This is a genomic window from Mycolicibacterium lutetiense (assembly GCF_017876775.1).
Classification (GTDB): domain Bacteria; phylum Actinomycetota; class Actinomycetes; order Mycobacteriales; family Mycobacteriaceae; genus Mycobacterium; species Mycobacterium lutetiense.
In genome coordinates this window covers 1,839,266-1,855,850 of sequence record NZ_JAGIOP010000002.1, presented here as the reverse complement: position 1 = coordinate 1,855,850, position 16,585 = coordinate 1,839,266, and the positions used below count along the sequence as shown (strand labels likewise).

At 68.1% G+C, this 16,585-nt stretch carries 16 protein-coding genes; 6 read left to right on the top strand and 10 right to left on the bottom strand.

What is annotated here, in order from left to right:
• Nucleotides 1-15: 15 nt before the first annotated feature.
• The 5 genes from satS to JOF57_RS18185 form a co-directional block, all read right to left on the bottom strand.
• The gene (gene satS / locus JOF57_RS18205) at nucleotides 16-1,293 is read right to left on the bottom strand and encodes a protein export chaperone SatS (protein ID WP_209918764.1); all 1,278 of its coding nucleotides are present in this window, start codon (nucleotides 1,291-1,293) and stop codon (nucleotides 16-18) included.
• A 73-nt stretch (nucleotides 1,294-1,366) separates the two neighbouring features.
• Nucleotides 1,367-2,437 carry a C40 family peptidase gene (locus JOF57_RS18200; RefSeq protein ID WP_209918762.1) on the bottom strand — a complete coding sequence of 357 codons (1,071 nt, stop codon included), beginning with the start codon at nucleotides 2,435-2,437 and terminating at the stop codon, nucleotides 1,367-1,369.
• Nucleotides 2,438-2,439: 2 nt separating this feature from the next.
• Entirely contained in the window at nucleotides 2,440-2,745 is a 306-nt protein-coding gene (locus JOF57_RS18195; RefSeq protein WP_209918761.1) for a hypothetical protein, read from the bottom strand.
• Nucleotides 2,746-2,821: 76 nt separating this feature from the next.
• A complete protein-coding gene (locus JOF57_RS18190) occupies nucleotides 2,822-3,559 on the bottom strand; it encodes an SDR family NAD(P)-dependent oxidoreductase (protein WP_209918759.1) in 738 nt (245 codons plus the stop codon).
• 19 nt (nucleotides 3,560-3,578) lie between these two features.
• Nucleotides 3,579-4,145: a sigma-70 family RNA polymerase sigma factor gene (locus JOF57_RS18185; protein WP_209918757.1), complete on the bottom strand. Its 567-nt coding sequence runs from the start codon at nucleotides 4,143-4,145 to the stop codon at nucleotides 3,579-3,581.
• Nucleotides 4,146-4,293: 148 nt separating this feature from the next.
• Here JOF57_RS18185 and upp point away from each other — a divergent pair, with 148 nt between their 5' ends.
• A complete protein-coding gene (gene upp / locus JOF57_RS18180) occupies nucleotides 4,294-4,917 on the top strand; it encodes a uracil phosphoribosyltransferase (protein ID WP_209918755.1) in 624 nt (207 codons plus the stop codon).
• Between the two features lie 4 nt (nucleotides 4,918-4,921).
• On the opposite strand, the gene JOF57_RS18175 is transcribed toward upp, so the two are convergent.
• Together JOF57_RS18175 and JOF57_RS18170 are read right to left on the bottom strand one after the other, a co-directional pair.
• A complete protein-coding gene (locus JOF57_RS18175; RefSeq protein WP_209918752.1) occupies nucleotides 4,922-6,538 on the bottom strand; it encodes a phospho-sugar mutase in 1,617 nt (538 codons plus the stop codon).
• Between the two features lie 34 nt (nucleotides 6,539-6,572).
• Nucleotides 6,573-7,364 carry a purine-nucleoside phosphorylase gene (locus JOF57_RS18170; protein WP_209918750.1) on the bottom strand — a complete coding sequence of 264 codons (792 nt, stop codon included), beginning with the start codon at nucleotides 7,362-7,364 and terminating at the stop codon, nucleotides 6,573-6,575.
• A gap of 47 nt (nucleotides 7,365-7,411) precedes the next feature.
• On the opposite strand from JOF57_RS18170, the gene JOF57_RS18165 reads away from it, so the two are divergent.
• Nucleotides 7,412-8,596, top strand: coding sequence for a M20 family metallopeptidase (locus JOF57_RS18165; RefSeq protein ID WP_209918748.1), 1,185 nt, complete (start codon nucleotides 7,412-7,414; stop codon nucleotides 8,594-8,596).
• Nucleotides 8,593-9,759, top strand: a complete 1,167-nt coding sequence (locus tag JOF57_RS18160) for a M20 family metallopeptidase (protein ID WP_209918746.1) — start codon at nucleotides 8,593-8,595, stop codon at nucleotides 9,757-9,759. The genes JOF57_RS18165 and JOF57_RS18160 overlap by 4 nt, the downstream gene beginning before the upstream one ends.
• Nucleotides 9,760-9,794: 35 nt before the next feature.
• Here the strand turns inward: JOF57_RS18160 and JOF57_RS18155 are convergent, their stop codons facing one another.
• Nucleotides 9,795-11,018, bottom strand: coding sequence for an IS110 family RNA-guided transposase (locus JOF57_RS18155; RefSeq protein ID WP_209918729.1), 1,224 nt, complete (start codon nucleotides 11,016-11,018; stop codon nucleotides 9,795-9,797).
• Between the two features lie 260 nt (nucleotides 11,019-11,278).
• The gene (locus JOF57_RS18150; RefSeq protein ID WP_209918744.1) at nucleotides 11,279-11,746 is read right to left on the bottom strand and encodes a gamma-glutamylcyclotransferase family protein; all 468 of its coding nucleotides are present in this window, start codon (nucleotides 11,744-11,746) and stop codon (nucleotides 11,279-11,281) included.
• A gap of 41 nt (nucleotides 11,747-11,787) precedes the next feature.
• Between JOF57_RS18150 and JOF57_RS18145 the strand changes: the two genes are divergently transcribed.
• Nucleotides 11,788-13,203, top strand: coding sequence for an NAD(P)H-quinone dehydrogenase (locus JOF57_RS18145; protein WP_209918741.1), 1,416 nt, complete (start codon nucleotides 11,788-11,790; stop codon nucleotides 13,201-13,203).
• A 9-nt stretch (nucleotides 13,204-13,212) separates the two neighbouring features.
• On the opposite strand, the gene JOF57_RS18140 is transcribed toward JOF57_RS18145, so the two are convergent.
• Nucleotides 13,213-13,785, bottom strand: a complete 573-nt coding sequence (locus JOF57_RS18140; RefSeq protein ID WP_209918739.1) for a hypothetical protein — start codon at nucleotides 13,783-13,785, stop codon at nucleotides 13,213-13,215.
• A gap of 162 nt (nucleotides 13,786-13,947) precedes the next feature.
• Here JOF57_RS18140 and JOF57_RS18135 point away from each other — a divergent pair, with 162 nt between their 5' ends.
• Both JOF57_RS18135 and JOF57_RS18130 read left to right on the top strand, forming a co-directional pair.
• Nucleotides 13,948-15,693 carry a glycerol-3-phosphate dehydrogenase/oxidase gene (locus JOF57_RS18135; RefSeq protein ID WP_209918738.1) on the top strand — a complete coding sequence of 582 codons (1,746 nt, stop codon included), beginning with the start codon at nucleotides 13,948-13,950 and terminating at the stop codon, nucleotides 15,691-15,693.
• Between the two features lie 29 nt (nucleotides 15,694-15,722).
• Nucleotides 15,723-16,577 carry a pseudouridine synthase gene (locus JOF57_RS18130; RefSeq protein WP_209918736.1) on the top strand — a complete coding sequence of 285 codons (855 nt, stop codon included), beginning with the start codon at nucleotides 15,723-15,725 and terminating at the stop codon, nucleotides 16,575-16,577.
• The last annotated feature ends 8 nt before the right edge of the window (nucleotides 16,578-16,585 follow it).

The window sequence follows — 16,585 nt, the reverse complement described above, 5'->3', positions numbered from 1 at the left end:
AGCTCGACCTGGGGCCTACTCCGCCCGCAGGCGCGACTCGACGAAGCGCTCCAGCGCCTCCCACTGCTTGACGGCCTCGGCGTACGGGGCTTCGGGCTTGCGGGCGTTCTCGTTGCCGAGGACATAGCCCACGAACTTGCCGAGGGCCTTGGTGCCCGCCAGCGTTTCGTCGACGGTTTTGTCCTCGGAGTAGTCGCTGACATCGCGCAGCAACTCGACGGCCAACTCCAACTGGTCGTGGTCGACCGCGTCGGGGCCGTCGGCGAGGTCATCGGCGATACCGGAGAGGACGTAGACGTTCTCCTCGGCGACGTCGACCCGCAGCGAACCGTCGGTCGCGGCGGTCCGGATGTCGTCATAGGTGGCGAGGTCCGACAGGTCGTGGTCGTGTTCGTCGGCCAGGTAGCGGGCCAGGGCACGCTCGGAGCTGAACACGCTGATGCGACCGTTGCGGCCGAGGAAGACCGGATCGTCGTCGAGGTAGCAGCGCAGGGTGTAGACGGTGCCCGAGCCCGTCATGATGCGGACCGGGTCGATACCGACCTTCTGCCAAAAGTCCTCGTCGTCGCCCAGGACAGCCGTGTCGGCGGCGTTGCGCGCGGGTGCGGCCGCCGCGGTGTCGTCCTCGGCGTCGCTCTCGGTGCCGTCGTCTTCGGTGCCGTCGGTGAGGTCGTCCTCGTCCTCTTCGGGGGCCGGCTCTTCGAGCTCGGCCGCGGCCTTCTTGACCGCGCCCGCGTCGATGTCTTCGGGAATGGTGACGATCTCGTCGATGGCGTCGAGCACGCTGTCCCAACCCCGCCCGATCACGGCTTCGATCTCGGCCCAACGCTTGCGCCCGGACCGGCCGGTGAAGCCGTCCATCCCGCCACCGAGCGTGCCGAGCACGGGGTTGCCGTTGAAGAACTTGCTGATGGCCGTCAGTTCGCACACCGAGCCGATCGAGGACACCACGACCAGGGTGCGGTGCACGGTCGCGACGGATTCTTCGGTCGGCTTGTCGGCGACCAGGTCCGGCACGCCGACGATGTCGTATTCACGGTCGTCGGCCGACTGCAGCCGGTGGGCATTGGCCGCGGCCAGCTTCTCCCACGCCGGGTGGTCGGCGAGATCGTTGTCGGTGTTGGTGCGGACGAATGCCGCGAGGTCAGCGACCGATTCAAACGCGAACAGGGCGTCGCCCTCGCCGAGGAAGGCCTCCCACTCGTCACCGGCATCCCGCCAACGCGGAGCCCAGAGTGTGTAGAGGTCGCCCTTGGTCAGCCCGAGCCGAATTGGGACGATGTCAGCAGCCATGCGGCACAGCCTAGTGGGGCCCCTCCGACGCCGGTCAGGTTGTCTCCGGTTCGTGCGTCGGCCCGGGGGCCGACTACACCGTCGGCCGCCAGAACCCCTGAAAGCCCTGACCGGCATTCGTCGTTCGGATAGGCGACAGTTTCACCGGATCACCCGCCTCGATCATGGTGTTTTCGCCGACGATCATGGCGACATGGCCGTCCCATACCGCCAGGTCACCCGGGCGCAGCGTCCCCGCCGACACGGCTTTGCCGATGTCCTGCTCCTGCGCCAGCCGCGGAATATCCAGCCCGGCTTCGCGATACGCCCATTGGGTCAGCCCGCTGCAGTCCAGGCCAGCGCCCGGCGTCGTGCCGCCCCACCGGTAGGGCACCCCCAACTGGGTCAGCGCGTGCCGTACCGCGCTGGCTGCCACGCCGTTGGGTGCCGTGGCCGTGCTCCCGTCGGGCAGTCGCACCGCCACCCCCTCGCCGAACATGCCCGGGTCACTCAACCCGACCGCGGCCTCGGGGCCTGCGTCGCCACTCCACCCGCTTCGCGGCGACGCTCCGGACAACCCGGACAACCCGGACCACCCGGACGAGGGCGGCGGGAGGCCGCCCGAGCCCGCCGAGAACCCCGCCACGCTCGGCTGCATCCCGGCCGCCGGCGGCATTCCGGCGACCGCACCGGTCTGACGGTCCAGTTCGGCGCGCAGTTCCTCGACGACGGCTGAGGCCTCGGTGATCGCGCGTTGCGCCTCCGCCTTCAACTCCCGGGCTACTCCGGGCTCGTCCAGGTGGGGAGCCAGTGCCGCGGCGCGTTCCTCGAAGCGGTCGATGATCGCCTGTAGTCGAGTCCTGGCCTGGGCCACGGCCGAGCCTGCCTGCCCGGCCGCGGCGCTCAGTGCCTGTGCCCGGTCGGCCAGGCCGGCCACCTCCGCCGCGGTGCCTGCGGTGAAGTTCGCCGCCGCCGTCGCGGCGGTGCCCGACCAATCGTTGGCAGCGCGGTCCCACGATCGCCCGAGTGCCGCAGCGATATCCGACAGGGCGGCATGCGCCTCATCCAGCGCCGTCGCGGCCGGGCCGCGCGTCGGCCAACCGCTGCCCACCAGATCCCGCAGCTCATACAGCGGCGCGGCCAGGGCGGTGGCGGAGGCGGGCACGGCTACACCCGCGGCAGCAGCCGCGCGGCGCGCTGACCGGCCACGTCGTAGCCGGCCGCAATGACCCCGGTGCTGACGGCGCCGGTGCCGGTTCGGGCGCCGAGGGCCGCGACCGCATCGCAGTGCGCGCCGACGGACGCGGTGAAGGCGGTCACGAACCGTTCGCCGATCGGACCGAGGTCGACTCCCGGCGACGGCATCGACCGCAGGGTTGCGGCCACGGCGCTGAGATCGGCGGCATGTGTATCGAAGGCGCGGCCAAGGGCGTCGATGGCCGCGCTGTCGGCGCGCAGGATGTCGGCGGTCATGGGATTAGGACGTTCGTCGTCCCCGATCGGTTCCCTTGAAACGAGCGTGCCGGCACGTCGAGGCAGATCTGGCGCTTCAGATGGCGGTACCGCCGCCGTCGGCGTGCAACGTCGAACCGGTGATGAATCCCGCCCGCGGTGAGCTCAGGAACAGCACTGCGTGGGCGATCTCCTCAGGGGTGGCCGTGCGGCCGAGCGGCAGGGCGCGGCCGAGTTCCTCGTTGGTGTCGCCCCATTGGGCTTCGACGCCCTCGGTGCGGGTCGGCCCCGGCGCCACACTGTTGACTCGTACCCCGCCGGAACCGAATTCGGCAGCCCACGTGCGGGTCAGCGATTCGACGGCGGCTTTGGACGCACTGTAGGCCGAGGCGCCGGGCACCCCTTTCGACGCGACCATTGAGGTGACGTTGACGATGCTGCCACGGCCGCGTTCCAGCATGCCGCCCACCAGTTGAGCCACCAGGAAATACGTGCCTCGCACATTGGTGTCGAAAGTCCGCTCGAAGGAGGCGACGTCCTGGTCGACGGTGAGCGCACCCGGAAACGCGGCCGCGTTGTTGACCAGGATGTCGAGCTGATCACATTGCCGTGCAAGGGATTGCACCGAATCCAGGTCAGCAAGGTCGGCGCTGACGAACCGGACGTCACGACCGAGTGCGGCCGCGGCGTCACGTCCGCGCTGTTCATCTCGTCCGGTGATGGTGACCGCCGCGCCCGCTCGGGCCAGCAGGTCGGCACAGGCCAAGCCGATGCCCGCGGTGCCCCCGGTGATCAGCGCGCGGTATCCGCTGAGTTCTGTCGATTCGGATTTCATTGTGTCCTCTCGTTGTTCGTCACGCAACATCGGTCAACGCGGCCCGCAGGCGCTCGCGGCTCCGCGCGATGCGTGACATGACGGTTCCCAGTGGGATCTCCATGCGCGCAGCGGTCTCGGCATAGGTGAAGCCTTCGATATCGGCGTAGTACAACACCGTTCGGAAACCCTCGGGCAGCGTCAGCACCGCATCGCGGATCCGGTCATCGCAGAACTGGTCGAGCGCACGGTCCTCGGCGGATCGCTCTGCGGTCGCGGAATGGCTTGCGCTGCCGAACATGTCGCTGTCGGTGAACTCCGGGACCGCAAACGTGTCGGGACGGCGCAGTTTCATCCGGTGCGTGCTGATCCACCGGTTGTGCAGGATGCGGAACAGCCAGGCCCGCAGGTTGGTGCCCGGTTCGAACCGATGGAAACCGGCGTAGGCGTTCATCAGCGTGTCCTGCACCAGATCCTCGGCGTCGGCCTGGCTGTGCGTCAGCCGCCGCGCGGTACGCAGCAGAACGGGGTGGAACGGCATCGCCTCGTGCACGAACCGCACCGCCAGCACAGCATCGGTCGGCTGGGCGGCTGCGGGTGTCGGCATGATCAGAACTCCAGGGTCGGGGACGAGGACGAACGTCACCTGAGCCTGATGCGTGGCACCGCGTAGCGGACCCTTGATAATCCGTGGTCCATGGCGTGGACACCGGATTGACCTGCGTGGGGGCGGCGCCGACCATTAAGGTCAGCGCATGGATGTCCGCGTCGTCGACCACCCCCTGGCCGCCGCGCGGCTGACCACCCTGCGGGACGAGCGGACCGACAATGCAGGGTTCCGTGCCGCGCTGCGCGATCTGACGATGATGCTGGTGTACGAGGCGACCCGCGACGCGGCCTGCGAGCAGATCGCAGTACGCACCCCGGTGACCGACACCACCGGGTCACGGTTGGCCAACCCGCCGCTATTGGTGCCGGTGTTGCGGGCCGGGCTCGGGATGGTGGACCAGGCGCACGCCCTGATCCCGGAGGCGCAGGTCGGGTTCGTCGGGATGGCGCGCGACGAGACGACGCATCAGCCGACGCCCTACCTGGCGTCGCTGCCCGACGACCTGAGCGCGCGGTCGGTGTTCGTGCTCGACCCGATGTTGGCGACCGGCGGGTCGATGGCCCACACCATCAACCTGTTGAAGGACCGCAACGCCGTCGACATCACCGCGGTGTGTGTGGTGTGCGCGCCACAGGGGATCGCCGCGATCGAGAAGGTCGCCCCCGGTATGCGGCTGATCACCGCGAGCATCGACGAGGGGCTCAACGAGATCGCCTACATCGTCCCGGGTCTCGGTGATGCCGGGGACCGTCAGTTCGGCCCGCGCTGAGGCGCTACCAGCGGGCAGCGGCGTCGGCGAGGTCCTGGCTCAGCTTCTGGGCATGGGCGCGTGCCGTATTCAGATCGTCGGTCGGTGCACAACGAACCTCGGTGTAGGACTTGAGTTTCGGTTCGGTTCCCGATGGGCGCACCACCACCCGGACGGACGTGCCGGCGTCGTCGCCGGTGAAGATCAGCGCGTCGGTGCGTTGCTGCCCCCGCCGATCCAGCAGATCCTCGGCGGTCACCGCGATGCCGGCCAGTTCGGTCGGTGGGGCCTCGCGTATCCGGGTCATGGCGGCGCCTGCATCGTCGACGTGGCGGGTGACCGCGCCCGTCACGTGCACGCCATGAACCGTGGCGAGGGCATCGAGGGCATCGAGCATCGTGCGGCCCTGATCGCGCAGTGCAGCAGTCAAATCGGCGGCCAGGATTGCGGCGGTGATCCCGTCCTTGTCGCGTACCGCGGCCGGGTCGACACAATGCCCGATCGCCTCCTCGTAGGCGTAGACCAGGGTGTTGCCGGGGGACTGGGCGCGGGCCAACCACTTGAATCCGGTGAGGGTTTCGGCGTGTTGGGCCCCGTGCGCCGATGCGATGGCGGCCAGCATTCGCGAGGACACCACGGTGCTGGCGACCAGGGCGGCCTCGCTGACCGGGCCGGGTTCGAGCTGAGACAGGATGTAATCGCCCAGTAGCCAACCGGTTTCGTCGCCGGTCAGCATGCGCCAGCCATCCGGTCCGGGCACCCCGACGGCGCACCGGTCGGCATCGGGGTCCAGGGCGATCGCGATCTCGGCGTCGATGTCGTCGGCCAGGGCCAGCAGCGCGTCGACCGCACCTGGCTCCTCGGGATTGGGGAAGCTGACCGTGGGGAAGTCCGGGTCGGGGTTGAACTGTTCCTCGACCACGTGCACGTCGTCGAATCCGGCCAGGGCCAGGGCATCAAGGGCGTACTCGCCGCCGACCCCGTGCAGCGGGGTCAGCGCCACCCGCACCGAGCCGCCGCTGCGGCGTACCCGGGCGGCCCGCTCCAGATAGCCGTACACCTGGTGGCGCCCACCGGTCTCCACCGTGGCCCTGGGGATTTCGTCGGCATGCGGCGCCCGGGCCACCGCGGCCTCGATCTCTCGGTCGGCGGGGGAGATGATCTGCATGCCACCGTCGAGGAACACCTTGTAGCCGTTGTCGGTCGGCGGATTGTGTGACGCGGTGATCTGGATGCCGGCCACGGCAGGTAGGTGCCGCACGGTGTAGGCGACCACCGGCGTCGGGACCGAAGCCATCATGAGAACCACCTGGAAGCCTTCGGCAGCAAGGACTTCGGCGGCCGCCAGGGCGAACTCGTCGGAGCGGTGCCGGGCATCACGGCCCACCACCACGTGTGCCCCGCCCAGGCCTCTGTCCTTGAGAACCTGGGCCAGCGCCCACGTGGTGCGAAGGACGACAGCCAGGTTCATCGCATCGGGCCCGCCCCGCAACGGCCCGCGTAACCCGGCCGTGCCGAAGGTCAGCGGATGGCTGAACCGGCGGTCGAGCTCGTCGGGACTGCAGGCCGACAATTCGGCCGCGGTCTGTGGGTCGGGGTCATGCGCGATCCAATCGGCGGCGTCGGTCGCGACGGAGGTCATGACCCAAGTGTGCCCGGTTATCCCGCATCGCGGGTCAGAGCCGCGCGATCACCGAAGCCAGCAGGGAACCCATCCGGGTCGCGGACTGACGCCCGGCCTCGAGCACCTCGGCGTGGCTGAGCGGCCGGCCCGTCATGCCGGCGGCCAGGTTGGTCACCATCGAGATGCCCAGTACCTGCAGACCCGCGGCCCGGGCGGCAATCGTCTCGTGCACTGTCGACATGCCGACCAGATCCGCGCCCAGGGTGCGCAGCATCCGGATCTCGGCCGGGGTCTCGTAGTGCGGGCCGGGCAGCCCGGCATAGACGCCCTCGGCCAGGGACGGCTCGATCTCGCGGGCCAGCGCCCGAAGCGTGGGGGAGTAGGCGTCGACCAGATCGACGAATTGTGCGCCGACCAGCGGAGACCGCGCCGTGAGATTGAGGTGGTCGCTGATCAGTACCGGCTGACCCACCTGGTACTCGGCGCGCAGGCCGCCCGCGGCGTTGGTGAGCACCACGGTGGACACGCCGGCGGCCGCCGCGGTCCGGACCGGATGCACCACATGCTGCAGGTCGTGGCCCTCATAGGCATGGATGCGCCCGGCCAGCACCAACACCCGGTGATCCCCGATGCGCACCGAGTGCACCTGGCCGCCGTGCCCGGCGGCACTCGGCGGGGTAAAGCCGGGGAGATCGGCCATCGGCACCGTGGCCAGCGGCTCGCCCAGCTCGGCTACCGCGGGTGCCCAACCCGAGCCGAGCACGACCGCGACATCGTGGCGTTCGACGCCCGTCCGCACGGCAATGGTGGCGGCTGCCTGGGTGGATGCCTGGGGATCGGTCACGATAGGCGAGCTTAACCGCCAGCAACCGGCAGTGAGATACTGCGAGGATGCCGTCTGCCACCGCCTCGCTGAGCGTCGAGGACGCCATCAACCGGCGTGGTGGCGACCTCATCGCGCTCTCCCACTCGATACACGCCGAGCCGGAGTTGGCCTTCGCCGAGCACCGCAGTTGCGCCAAGACGCAAGCGCTGGTGGCCGAGTACGGATTCGAGATCACCGCGGCCCCCGGCGGGCTGGACACCGCGTTCCGGGCCTCGTACGGCAACGGCCCGCTGGTGGTCGGGATCTGCGCGGAGTACGACGCGCTGCCCGGTATCGGGCATGCCTGCGGACACAACATCATCGCGGCCTCGGCTGTCGGCACCGCGCTGGCTCTTGCCGACGTCGCCGACGAACTGGGCCTGACGGTTGTGCTCGTCGGTACCCCGGCCGAGGAACTCGGTGGCGGAAAAATCTTGCTGCTCGACGCCGGTGTGTTCGACGACATCGCCGCGACTGTCATGCTGCATCCCGGACCCGTGGACATCGCCGCCGCACGCTCGCTGGCGCTTTCCGAGGTGACGGTCAACTACACCGGCCGGGAATCACACGCTGCTGTGGCGCCCTATCTGGGCGTCAACGCCGGCGACGCGGTCACTGTCGCGCAAGTCGCCATCGGCCTGCTGCGACAGCAGCTGATGCCGGGACAGATGGTCCACGGCATCGTCACCCACGGCGGGCAGGCCGCCAACGTCATCCCCGGCCGGGCCGAGATGCGCTACACCATGCGGGCCACCGACATGTCGGCGCTGCGCGAGCTTGAGGACCGGATGGCCGGCTGTTTTTCGGCCGGAGCACTGGCGACGGGGTGTGAGCACCAGGCCACCGAGATCGCCCCGCCTTACGCCGAGATGGTGCCCGATCCGTGGCTCTCGGAGACCATCCGCGCCGAGATGCTGCGCCTGGGCCGTAACCCGCTGCCGGAGAATGTGGAGGCAAGTGTGCCGCTGGGCAGTACCGACATGGGCAACATCAGTCAGGTGATGCCCGGCATTCATCCGGTGATCGGCATCGACTCGGGTGGCGCGGCGATCCACCAGCCGGCCTTCACCGCCGCAGCGGCGGGTCCGAGCGCCGACAAGGCTGTGCTGGAAGGTGCAATCATGTTGGCCCGCAGCGTCGTTCAGCTGGCTGAGGCACCTGCACAGCGGGACCGGGTGCTGGAGGCGCTGCAGCGGAGGCGGGCATCATGAGTGTGCTGCAGCACGCGGCTGCCCGCTGGTTGTCGCTCAACTACGACGAGATGGTGTCGTGGCGGCGGCACCTGCACGCCCATCCGGAACTGGGCCGCCAGGAGTTCGCCACCACCGAATTCGTGGCCCACCACCTGGCCGAGGCCGGGCTGAACCCCAAGGTGCTGCCCGGTGGCACCGGATTGACGTGTGACTTCGGGCCGGAAGATCGTCCGCGGATCGCGCTGCGCGCGGACATGGACGGCTTGCCGATGGCCGACCGGACCGGCGCGTCCTATGCGTCCACGGTGCCCAATGTCGCGCATGCCTGCGGACATGATGCCCACACCGCCGTACTGCTGGGCACGGCGATGGCTCTGGCGTCGGTGCCGGAGCTGCCGGTCGGGGTCCGGTTGCTGTTCCAGGCGGCCGAGGAACTGATGCCGGGCGGTGCGATCGACGCGATCAATGCGGGCGTGCTCACCGGGGTGAGCCGGATCTTCGCGTTGCACTGCGATCCCCGCTTGGCCGTGGGCCAGGTGGCCACCAAGCCCGGACCGATCACGTCGGCGGCAGATTCCATCGAGATCACCCTGCATTCGCCGGGCGGGCACACCTCCCGCCCGCACCTGACCGGCGACCTGGTCTACGGGCTCGGGACCCTGATCACCGGGCTACCGGGTGTGCTGTCCCGTCGTATCGATCCCCGCCACGACACCGTGATGGTGTGGGGTGCGGTCAATGCCGGTGTGGCCGCCAACGCCATCCCGCAGATCGGCACCCTGGCCGGGACGATCCGCACCGCAAGTCGCGATACCTGGCTGACGCTGGAATCGATTGTGGAAGAGACGGTTACCGCGCTGCTCGCGCCGCTCAACGTCACGCACAGCCTCAACTACCGGCAGGGCGTGCCGCCGGTGGTCAACGAAGAGGTGTCCACGCGGATTCTCACCCACGCCATCGAGGCCATCGGCCCTGATGCGCTCGCCGACACGCATCAATCCGGCGGGGGCGAGGACTTCTCCTGGTATCTCGAAGATGTGCCCGGCGCAATGGGCCGACTCGGCGTGTGGAGCGGACAAGGGCCACAACTTGATCTGCATCAGCCCACGTTCGACATCGACGAGCGTGCATTGGGCGTCGGCGTGCGCACGATGGTCAACATCGTCGAGGCCTCCGCCTAGCCTCCCAAGGCTAGACATCCCAGGACCGTAAGTTGTCAAGCTGCTTGGGGGTTGTCGGTGGTTTGGCGGTGTGCCCAGGCTGTCTGTTCGTTGTAGCGGGTGCGGTGGCGAAGGCAGCCGTGCAGTATGCCGACGAGGCGATTTCCCAAGGCACGCAGCGCTTGGTGGTGTAAGTCGCCGGCGGCGCGGTGCTGGTCGTAGAAGCCTCGGGCGCCGGGACTGTTGTTCAGGGCGCAGAAGGCCCATTGGTCGATCGCATCGTAGAGACGTCGGTTGCGGACATGGCGGGCCAGCACCGCGCGTTTTTTGCCTGAGGCGACGGTCAATGGTGAGGTTCCGGCGTAGTTCTTGCGACACTTGGCCGTGGTGTAGCGGTTCGGGTCGTCCCCGAACTCACCGAGCACCCGGGCGCCGAGGATGACACCGAGTCCTGGCAGGGAGAGGTAGATGTCGGCGTCCGGGTGCGTCTCAAAATGTGTCGCCAACTCGGCCTCGAGAGCGGCGATCTGATGGTTCAACTCGATGATGATGCCGACGGTGGCGCGGGTGGTCGCGCCGAACGCCGCGGTGACCGCGGCGGGTGCAACGAGCTGTTCAGTGCGCAGCACCGTCTGGATCTCAAGTGCCCGGACATCGACGTTGCGTTGCCGCCCAGCGCTTTTGAGCGCTGATCGGATCTTGGAAAGGCTCAACCCTGCGGCCTCAGCGGGGCTGGGAGCCCGATTCAGGATCGCCAAGGCGTCCCGGTCGGCCAGGTCGTCGAAGGCGGCCAACGCGCCCGGGTAGTACTCGCGCAGCGCCGAGCGCAGCGCGTTGGTGTGCCGGTTGCGGGTCCAGATCAAGTTCTGGTGCCCACGCGCCAACACCTTGATCGCCTCGGCGTCTGGGCTGTCCCCGGCGATCGGGCGATGATTGTGCCGGTCGGTGCGCACCAGGTCGGCCAGCAGTTTGGCATCCCCTGCGTCGGATTTCGCGCCGGAGACGTGGTGGCGGTCGCGGTAGCGCGCGACCGCCAGCGGGTTGACCGCATACACCTGGTAACCGGCCGCGACCAGCGCATTGACCCACAAACCCCGATCGGTTTCGATGCCAATCACGACCTGGCCGGGGTCGGGGGCGTGGGTGGCCACGATGTCATGGAATCCGCGGATTCCGGGCAGCCCTTCGGGCAGCCGGCGCGAGGCCAGCCGTGTGCCGTCGTCGTCCATCACGTGGATGTCGTGATGATCTTCGGCCCAATCGTCGCCGATGAAGATCATCGAATCACCTCCTATGCCGAATTGGGGTGGAACCTGTTCGAGCCCAAGACAACCCGGCGGCGACCTAATGGATCAGTGCTCCAACCTGGCACGACACCCCATCAGCACTACAGGAAGCCTCACCAACCGGCCGGGGCACGATCTAGCCTTAGGAATCGAACATCACTCCAGGGACCGGAAGTGCTCACCGACCGGCGGCTCAGCGACCAGCGTCCCGCTGCAGGATCACTACCCGTTCGAGGCTCGCCGATCAACTGCCATTAGGGACCGATGTTGCGGGCGGGGCGGGTGCGCAGATCGTGCACATACGTATCCGGCGCCCCGGCGATCTCCGCGGCATCGGCCATCACCCCGATGTAGCGGGCCGAGGGCAGGCCGCCCTCCCAGGCGTCGACCACATACAGCCAGGCCAGCACCGGGTCGGTATTGGTATCCGACGACACCCGGTGGACCCGGCAACGGATCTTCTTGTGGAACCCGAGCTCGGAACCCTCCCAGTGGTCCAGGCTCTGCTCATCGGCGGGGGTCATGTCGTAGAGCACGACGAAGACCTTCGCCAGCGGGTCCTGGACGACGGTGGCCAGCGCGCCTTCCCAGCCGATGTCCTCACCGCCGAACGTCAACCGCCAGCCGTGGAGCCAGCCGGTACCCGCCATCGGTGAGTGCGGAGCCCGCTCGAGCATTTGCTCCGGATGCATATTGGACCCGTAGGCGGCGTAGAGCGGCACGGTAAGACAGCTTAGTGCGCAAAGTTGGTTAGGTTGGTGCGGTGGCAACCCGCATCGTGATCATCGGCGGCGGACCCGCCGGCTATGAGGCGGCGCTCGTCGCCGCGGCCCGCGGCCCAGAGGTCGCTCACGTCACCATCGTCGACTGCGACGGCATCGGCGGTGCCTGCGTGTTGTGGGACTGTGTGCCGTCCAAGACGTTCATCGCTTCCACAGGCGTGCGCACCGAACTGCGGCGCGCACCCAACCTGGGCTATTCGCTGGATTTCGAGCAGTCCAAGATCTCGTTGCCCCAGATCAACGAGCGGGTGAAGACCCTGGCGACGGCGCAGTCCGGCGACATCGCCGAGCGGCTGCGCGCCGAAGGCATCGACTTGATCGCGGGCCGCGGCGAGCTGACCGACGACGTCCCCGGCATGGCACAGCACCGTGTCAAGGTCACCGGACCGGATGGCGCGGTCAGCCAGCTGGCCGCCGATGTGGTCCTCATCGCCACCGGAGCGAGCCCGCGGGTGCTACCCAGCGCAGCTCCCGACGGCGACCGCATTCTCAACTGGCGCCAGCTCTACGACCTCGAAGCACTGCCCGAGCATCTCGTGGTGGTGGGTTCGGGCGTCACCGGCGCCGAGTTCGTCAACGCCTACACCGAACTCGGAGTGACCGTGACGGTGGTGGCCAGCCGCGACCAGATCCTGCCCCACGAGGATTCCGACGCCGCCGCCGTGCTGGAGGAGGTGTTCTCCGAACGCGGTGTCACGTTGGTCAAGAATGCCCGCGCCGAGTCGGTCACCCGCACCGAGCACGGGATCCGCGTCACCATGGCTGACGGTCGCACCGTCGAGGGCAGCCATGCGCTGATGACGGTCGGCTCGGTCCCCAACACCGGTGGCCTGGGCCTGGACCGCGTCGGCATCGAACTCGGGCCGGGCAGCTATCTCAACGTCGACCGGGTGTCGCGGACCTCGGTACCCGGCATCTATGCGGCAGGTGACTGCACCGGCCTGCTGCCGCTGGCCTCGGTGGCGGCCATGCAGGGCCGCATCGCGATGTATCACGCACTGGGCGAGGCGGTGGCGCCGATCCGGCTGCGAACCGTCGCCGCGGCAGTGTTCACCCGCCCTGAGATCGCCGCGGTCGGCGTTCCGCAGGCCGCCATCGATGACGGGTCCGTGCCGGCCCGCACCCTGACCCTGCCGCTCAACACGAATGCCCGGGCCAAGATGTCCAGCCTGCGCCGCGGCTTCGTGAAGATCTTCTGCCGCCCGGCCACCGGAGTGGTGATCGGCGGGGTGGTGGTGGCGCCGATCGCCTCCGAGCTGATTCTGCCGATCGCCCTGGCGGTTCAGAACGGCATTCCGGTGGATGAGCTGGCCCAGACGTTTTCGGTGTACCCGTCGTTGTCCGGATCGATCACCGAGGCGGCGCGGCAACTGATGAAACACGACGACCTGGACTAGGCGCCGAGGTCACGCCCTGCGGCGTCGTCGCAATATCGCGGTGACGATGAGCGTGACGATCCCGAGGAAACCCAAGAAGCCGCCGCCGAGCATGGCGAAAATACCGCCGACGAGCGATGCGGGTTTGGCGTCACCGCCCACCCCGAACTCGTCGGACGCAGTGCCTTTGCATGTGACGGCGTAGTCAGACGCCTTTTGCACGGTCACGGTGAACACGGCCTGCCACTGGTTGATCGTGAGCGTGCCGTCGTAGTTGTCCATCTTGATGTCGTCGTCGGAACCGGTTCGAGTGCGGACGTTGCACCGGACGTGGTGATTCTCACCAGGATTGGCGACGAAGATCGTCTTGGTCTCACCGGCGTCGAAGTGCACAGTCGTCGTCTCGCCGTTTCCGAAGGTGTGTTCGGCATCGGGCGCTGCGTCGGAAAAATTACCGATCATCCCCACGCCCCCGAGCGCCGCGACCAACAATCCGACGATGAGTAGTGCCGCGCCTACGCCGTACCAGAGCTTCTTCGGCGCCGATTTCTGTTGCGGAGGACCGGGAAAGTACCCGGGAGGCGGTCCGTATCCGTATCCCATCGGCGCGACACCACCGGGCGGGTACGGCTGGCCGGGAAATTGCTGCGGCCCAGGAAATGGTTGGCCCGGCAAGCCCGGGGGTTGAAACGACACGCAAGGGAACTTACCGTCGAGGGCCGGAGAATCAGGCGGATCCCACGCCACCCACGTAGCCTGGGGATCGTGACTGACCCGATCTCAGCGCCGGGCGACGGGCAAACCTTCCTCGGACCGCAGCACAGGGCGCAAGCCTGGCAACGACTCGGCAGTGAACAGTTCGACGTAGTGGTCATCGGCGGCGGGGTGGTGGGAGCCGGCGCGGCGCTGGACGCCGCGACTCGTGGACTCACCGTGGCCCTTGTCGAGGCGCGCGATTTCGCTTCCGGCACATCCAGTCGTAGCTCCAAGATGTTCCATGGTGGGCTGCGGTATCTGGAGCAGCTGGAATTCGGCCTGGTCCGCGAGGCCCTCTATGAGCGGGAACTGAGCCTGACGACGCTGGCGCCGCATCTGGTCAAGCCGTTGCCGTTCCTGTTCCCATTGACCAACCGTTGGTGGGAGCGGCCCTATATGGCGGCCGGCATCTTCCTCTATGACCAGCTCGGTGGAGCGAAATCCGTTCCGGCGCAAAAGCATCTGACGAAATCCGGGGCGCTGCGGCTGGCCCCGGGCCTCAAGCGCAGCTCGCTGATCGGCGGTATCCGCTACTACGACACCGTCGTCGACGACGCGCGGCACACGATGACCGTGGCCCGCACCGCGGCCCATTACGGCGCAGTGGTGCGCTCGTCGAGTCAGGTGGTCGCGCTGTTGCGCGAGGGCGATCGCGTCGTCGGGGTGACCTTGCGGGATTCCGAGGACGGGGCCACCACCAATGTCCGCGGCCATGTCGTGGTCAACGCCACCGGCGTGTGGACCGACGAGATCCAGGCACTGTCCAAGGAGCGCGGCCGGTTTCGGGTGCGCGCGTCCAAGGGTGTGCACATCGTGGTGCCGCGCGACCGGATCGTCAGCGAGGTGGCAATCATCCTGCGCACCGAGAAGTCGGTGCTGTTCGTGATTCCGTGGGGCACCCACTGGATCATCGGGACCACCGACACGGACTGGAACCTCGACCTTGCGCATCCCGCCGCGACCAAGGCCGACATCGATTACATCCTCGGACACGTCAACACAGTGCTGGCGACCCCGTTGACCCACGACGACATCGACGGTGTGTACGCCGGGTTGCGTCCGCTGCTGGCGGGCGAAAGTGAAGAGACCTCCAAGCTGTCCCGGGAGCATGCTGTCGCGGTGCCTTCTCCGGGACTCGTGGCGATCGCCGGTGGGAAATACACCACCTACCGGGTGATGGCGGCCGACGCGATCGACGCTGCCGCAGAGTACGTCCCGGCCCGGGTGGCGCCCTCGATCACCGAAAAGGTCCCGCTGATGGGTGCCGACGGATACTTCGCCCTGATCAATCAGACCGAATACGTCGGCAAGCAATACGGGCTGCACCCGTACCGTGTCCGGCACCTGCTGGACCGCTACGGCTCGCTGATCGGCGAGGTGCTCAAGATGGCCGAGGGTAGGTCCGAGTTGCTGACCCCCATCACCGATGCGCCGGTGTATCTGAAGGTCGAGGCCTACTACGCCGCCGCCGCCGAGGGGGCACTGCACCTCGAGGACATCCTGGCCCGACGGATGCGGATCGCCATCGAATACCCGCACCGCGGCGTCGATTGTGCCCGCGAGGTCGCCGAAGTGGTTGCGCCCGTGCTGGGCTGGACTGCCGAGGACGTCGATCGTGAGGTCGCCACGTATATCGCCAGGGTGGAAGCCGAGGTGCTGTCGCAGACCCAGCCCGACGATGAATCCGCGGATGCTCTGCGCCAGGCCGCGCCGGAGGCCCGCGCCGAGATCCTCGAACCCGTTCCGCTCAATTGAGAAAGGCCGGGTCCCAACGCTCGTCGCGCATGCGCTCATCGGCGCCGCTGCCGGTGCGGGACGGACTCGGCCCGGCCCGGCTGCGGCTGTTGGGTGGAAACGTCCACGACGAGCTGCAGGAGCGGTTCGGTATCGGAGCGAAAGTGCTTGCCGGAGAAGTGGTTCTGCCTGACGGCAGGGTCGTCGATGCGGCCACCGCGCTGCCCCCGGGTGCGCACGTCTACTTCTACCGTGACCTGCCCGACGAGGTGGCAGTGCCGTTCGATATCCCGGTGCTGCACCGTGACGAGAACATCCTTGTGGTCGACAAGCCGCACTTTCTGGCGACCACGCCCCGTGGCGGGCACGTGGCGCAGACCGCGCTGGTGCGGCTGAGACGTGACCTGGACCTGCCGGAACTGAGCCCCGCGCACCGACTGGACCGGCTGACCGCGGGCGTGCTTCTGTTCACCGTGCGTCGTGAGGTGCGGGGCCGATATCAGCGGCTGTTCGCCGAAGGTGGAACCCGTAAGACGTATCTGGCCCGCGCCGGGGGTACCGCCACGGTGCGGTTGCCTGCCACGCTGCGCAGCCGGATCATCAAGCACCGTGGGCAGTTACAGGCCTTCACCGAGCCCGGAGAAGTCAACGCCGAGACCGTTGTCGAGGAGCTGGGAGAGGGGATCTACCGGCTGTCGCCTCGCACCGGGCGGACGCATCAACTGCGGGTGCACATGGCCTCGATCGGGCTGCCGATCATCGGTGATTCCCTGTATCCCACCGTGATCGACGTAGCTCCTGATGATTTCGACGATCCGCTGCAACTGTTGGCCCATCGCCTGGAGTTCACCGACCCGATCACCGGCGAGGACCGCGAATTTGTGAGTGCCCGGCTATTGGGCTGAAGCCTTGC

What these genes read in the sequence shown, in the direction of transcription:
- satS (WP_209918764.1), bottom strand. Translation starts at nt 1,293, where the DNA reads ATGGCTGCTGACATCGTCCCAATTCGGCTCGGGCTGACCAAGGGCGAC.
- JOF57_RS18195 (WP_209918761.1), bottom strand. Translation starts at nt 2,745, where the DNA reads ATGACCGCCGACATCCTGCGCGCCGACAGCGCGGCCATCGACGCCCTT.
- JOF57_RS18190 (WP_209918759.1), bottom strand. Translation starts at nt 3,559, where the DNA reads ATGAAATCCGAATCGACAGAACTCAGCGGATACCGCGCGCTGATCACC.
- JOF57_RS18185 (WP_209918757.1), bottom strand. Translation starts at nt 4,145, where the DNA reads ATGCCGACACCCGCAGCCGCCCAGCCGACCGATGCTGTGCTGGCGGTG.
- upp (WP_209918755.1), top strand. Translation starts at nt 4,294, where the DNA reads ATGGATGTCCGCGTCGTCGACCACCCCCTGGCCGCCGCGCGGCTGACC.
- JOF57_RS18175 (WP_209918752.1), bottom strand. Translation starts at nt 6,538, where the DNA reads ATGACCTCCGTCGCGACCGACGCCGCCGATTGGATCGCGCATGACCCC.
- JOF57_RS18165 (WP_209918748.1), top strand. Translation starts at nt 7,412, where the DNA reads ATGCCGTCTGCCACCGCCTCGCTGAGCGTCGAGGACGCCATCAACCGG.
- JOF57_RS18160 (WP_209918746.1), top strand. Translation starts at nt 8,593, where the DNA reads ATGAGTGTGCTGCAGCACGCGGCTGCCCGCTGGTTGTCGCTCAACTAC.
- JOF57_RS18155 (WP_209918729.1), bottom strand. Translation starts at nt 11,018, where the DNA reads ATGATCTTCATCGGCGACGATTGGGCCGAAGATCATCACGACATCCAC.
- JOF57_RS18140 (WP_209918739.1), bottom strand. Translation starts at nt 13,785, where the DNA reads ATGGGATACGGATACGGACCGCCTCCCGGGTACTTTCCCGGTCCTCCG.
- JOF57_RS18130 (WP_209918736.1), top strand. Translation starts at nt 15,723, where the DNA reads ATGCGCTCATCGGCGCCGCTGCCGGTGCGGGACGGACTCGGCCCGGCC.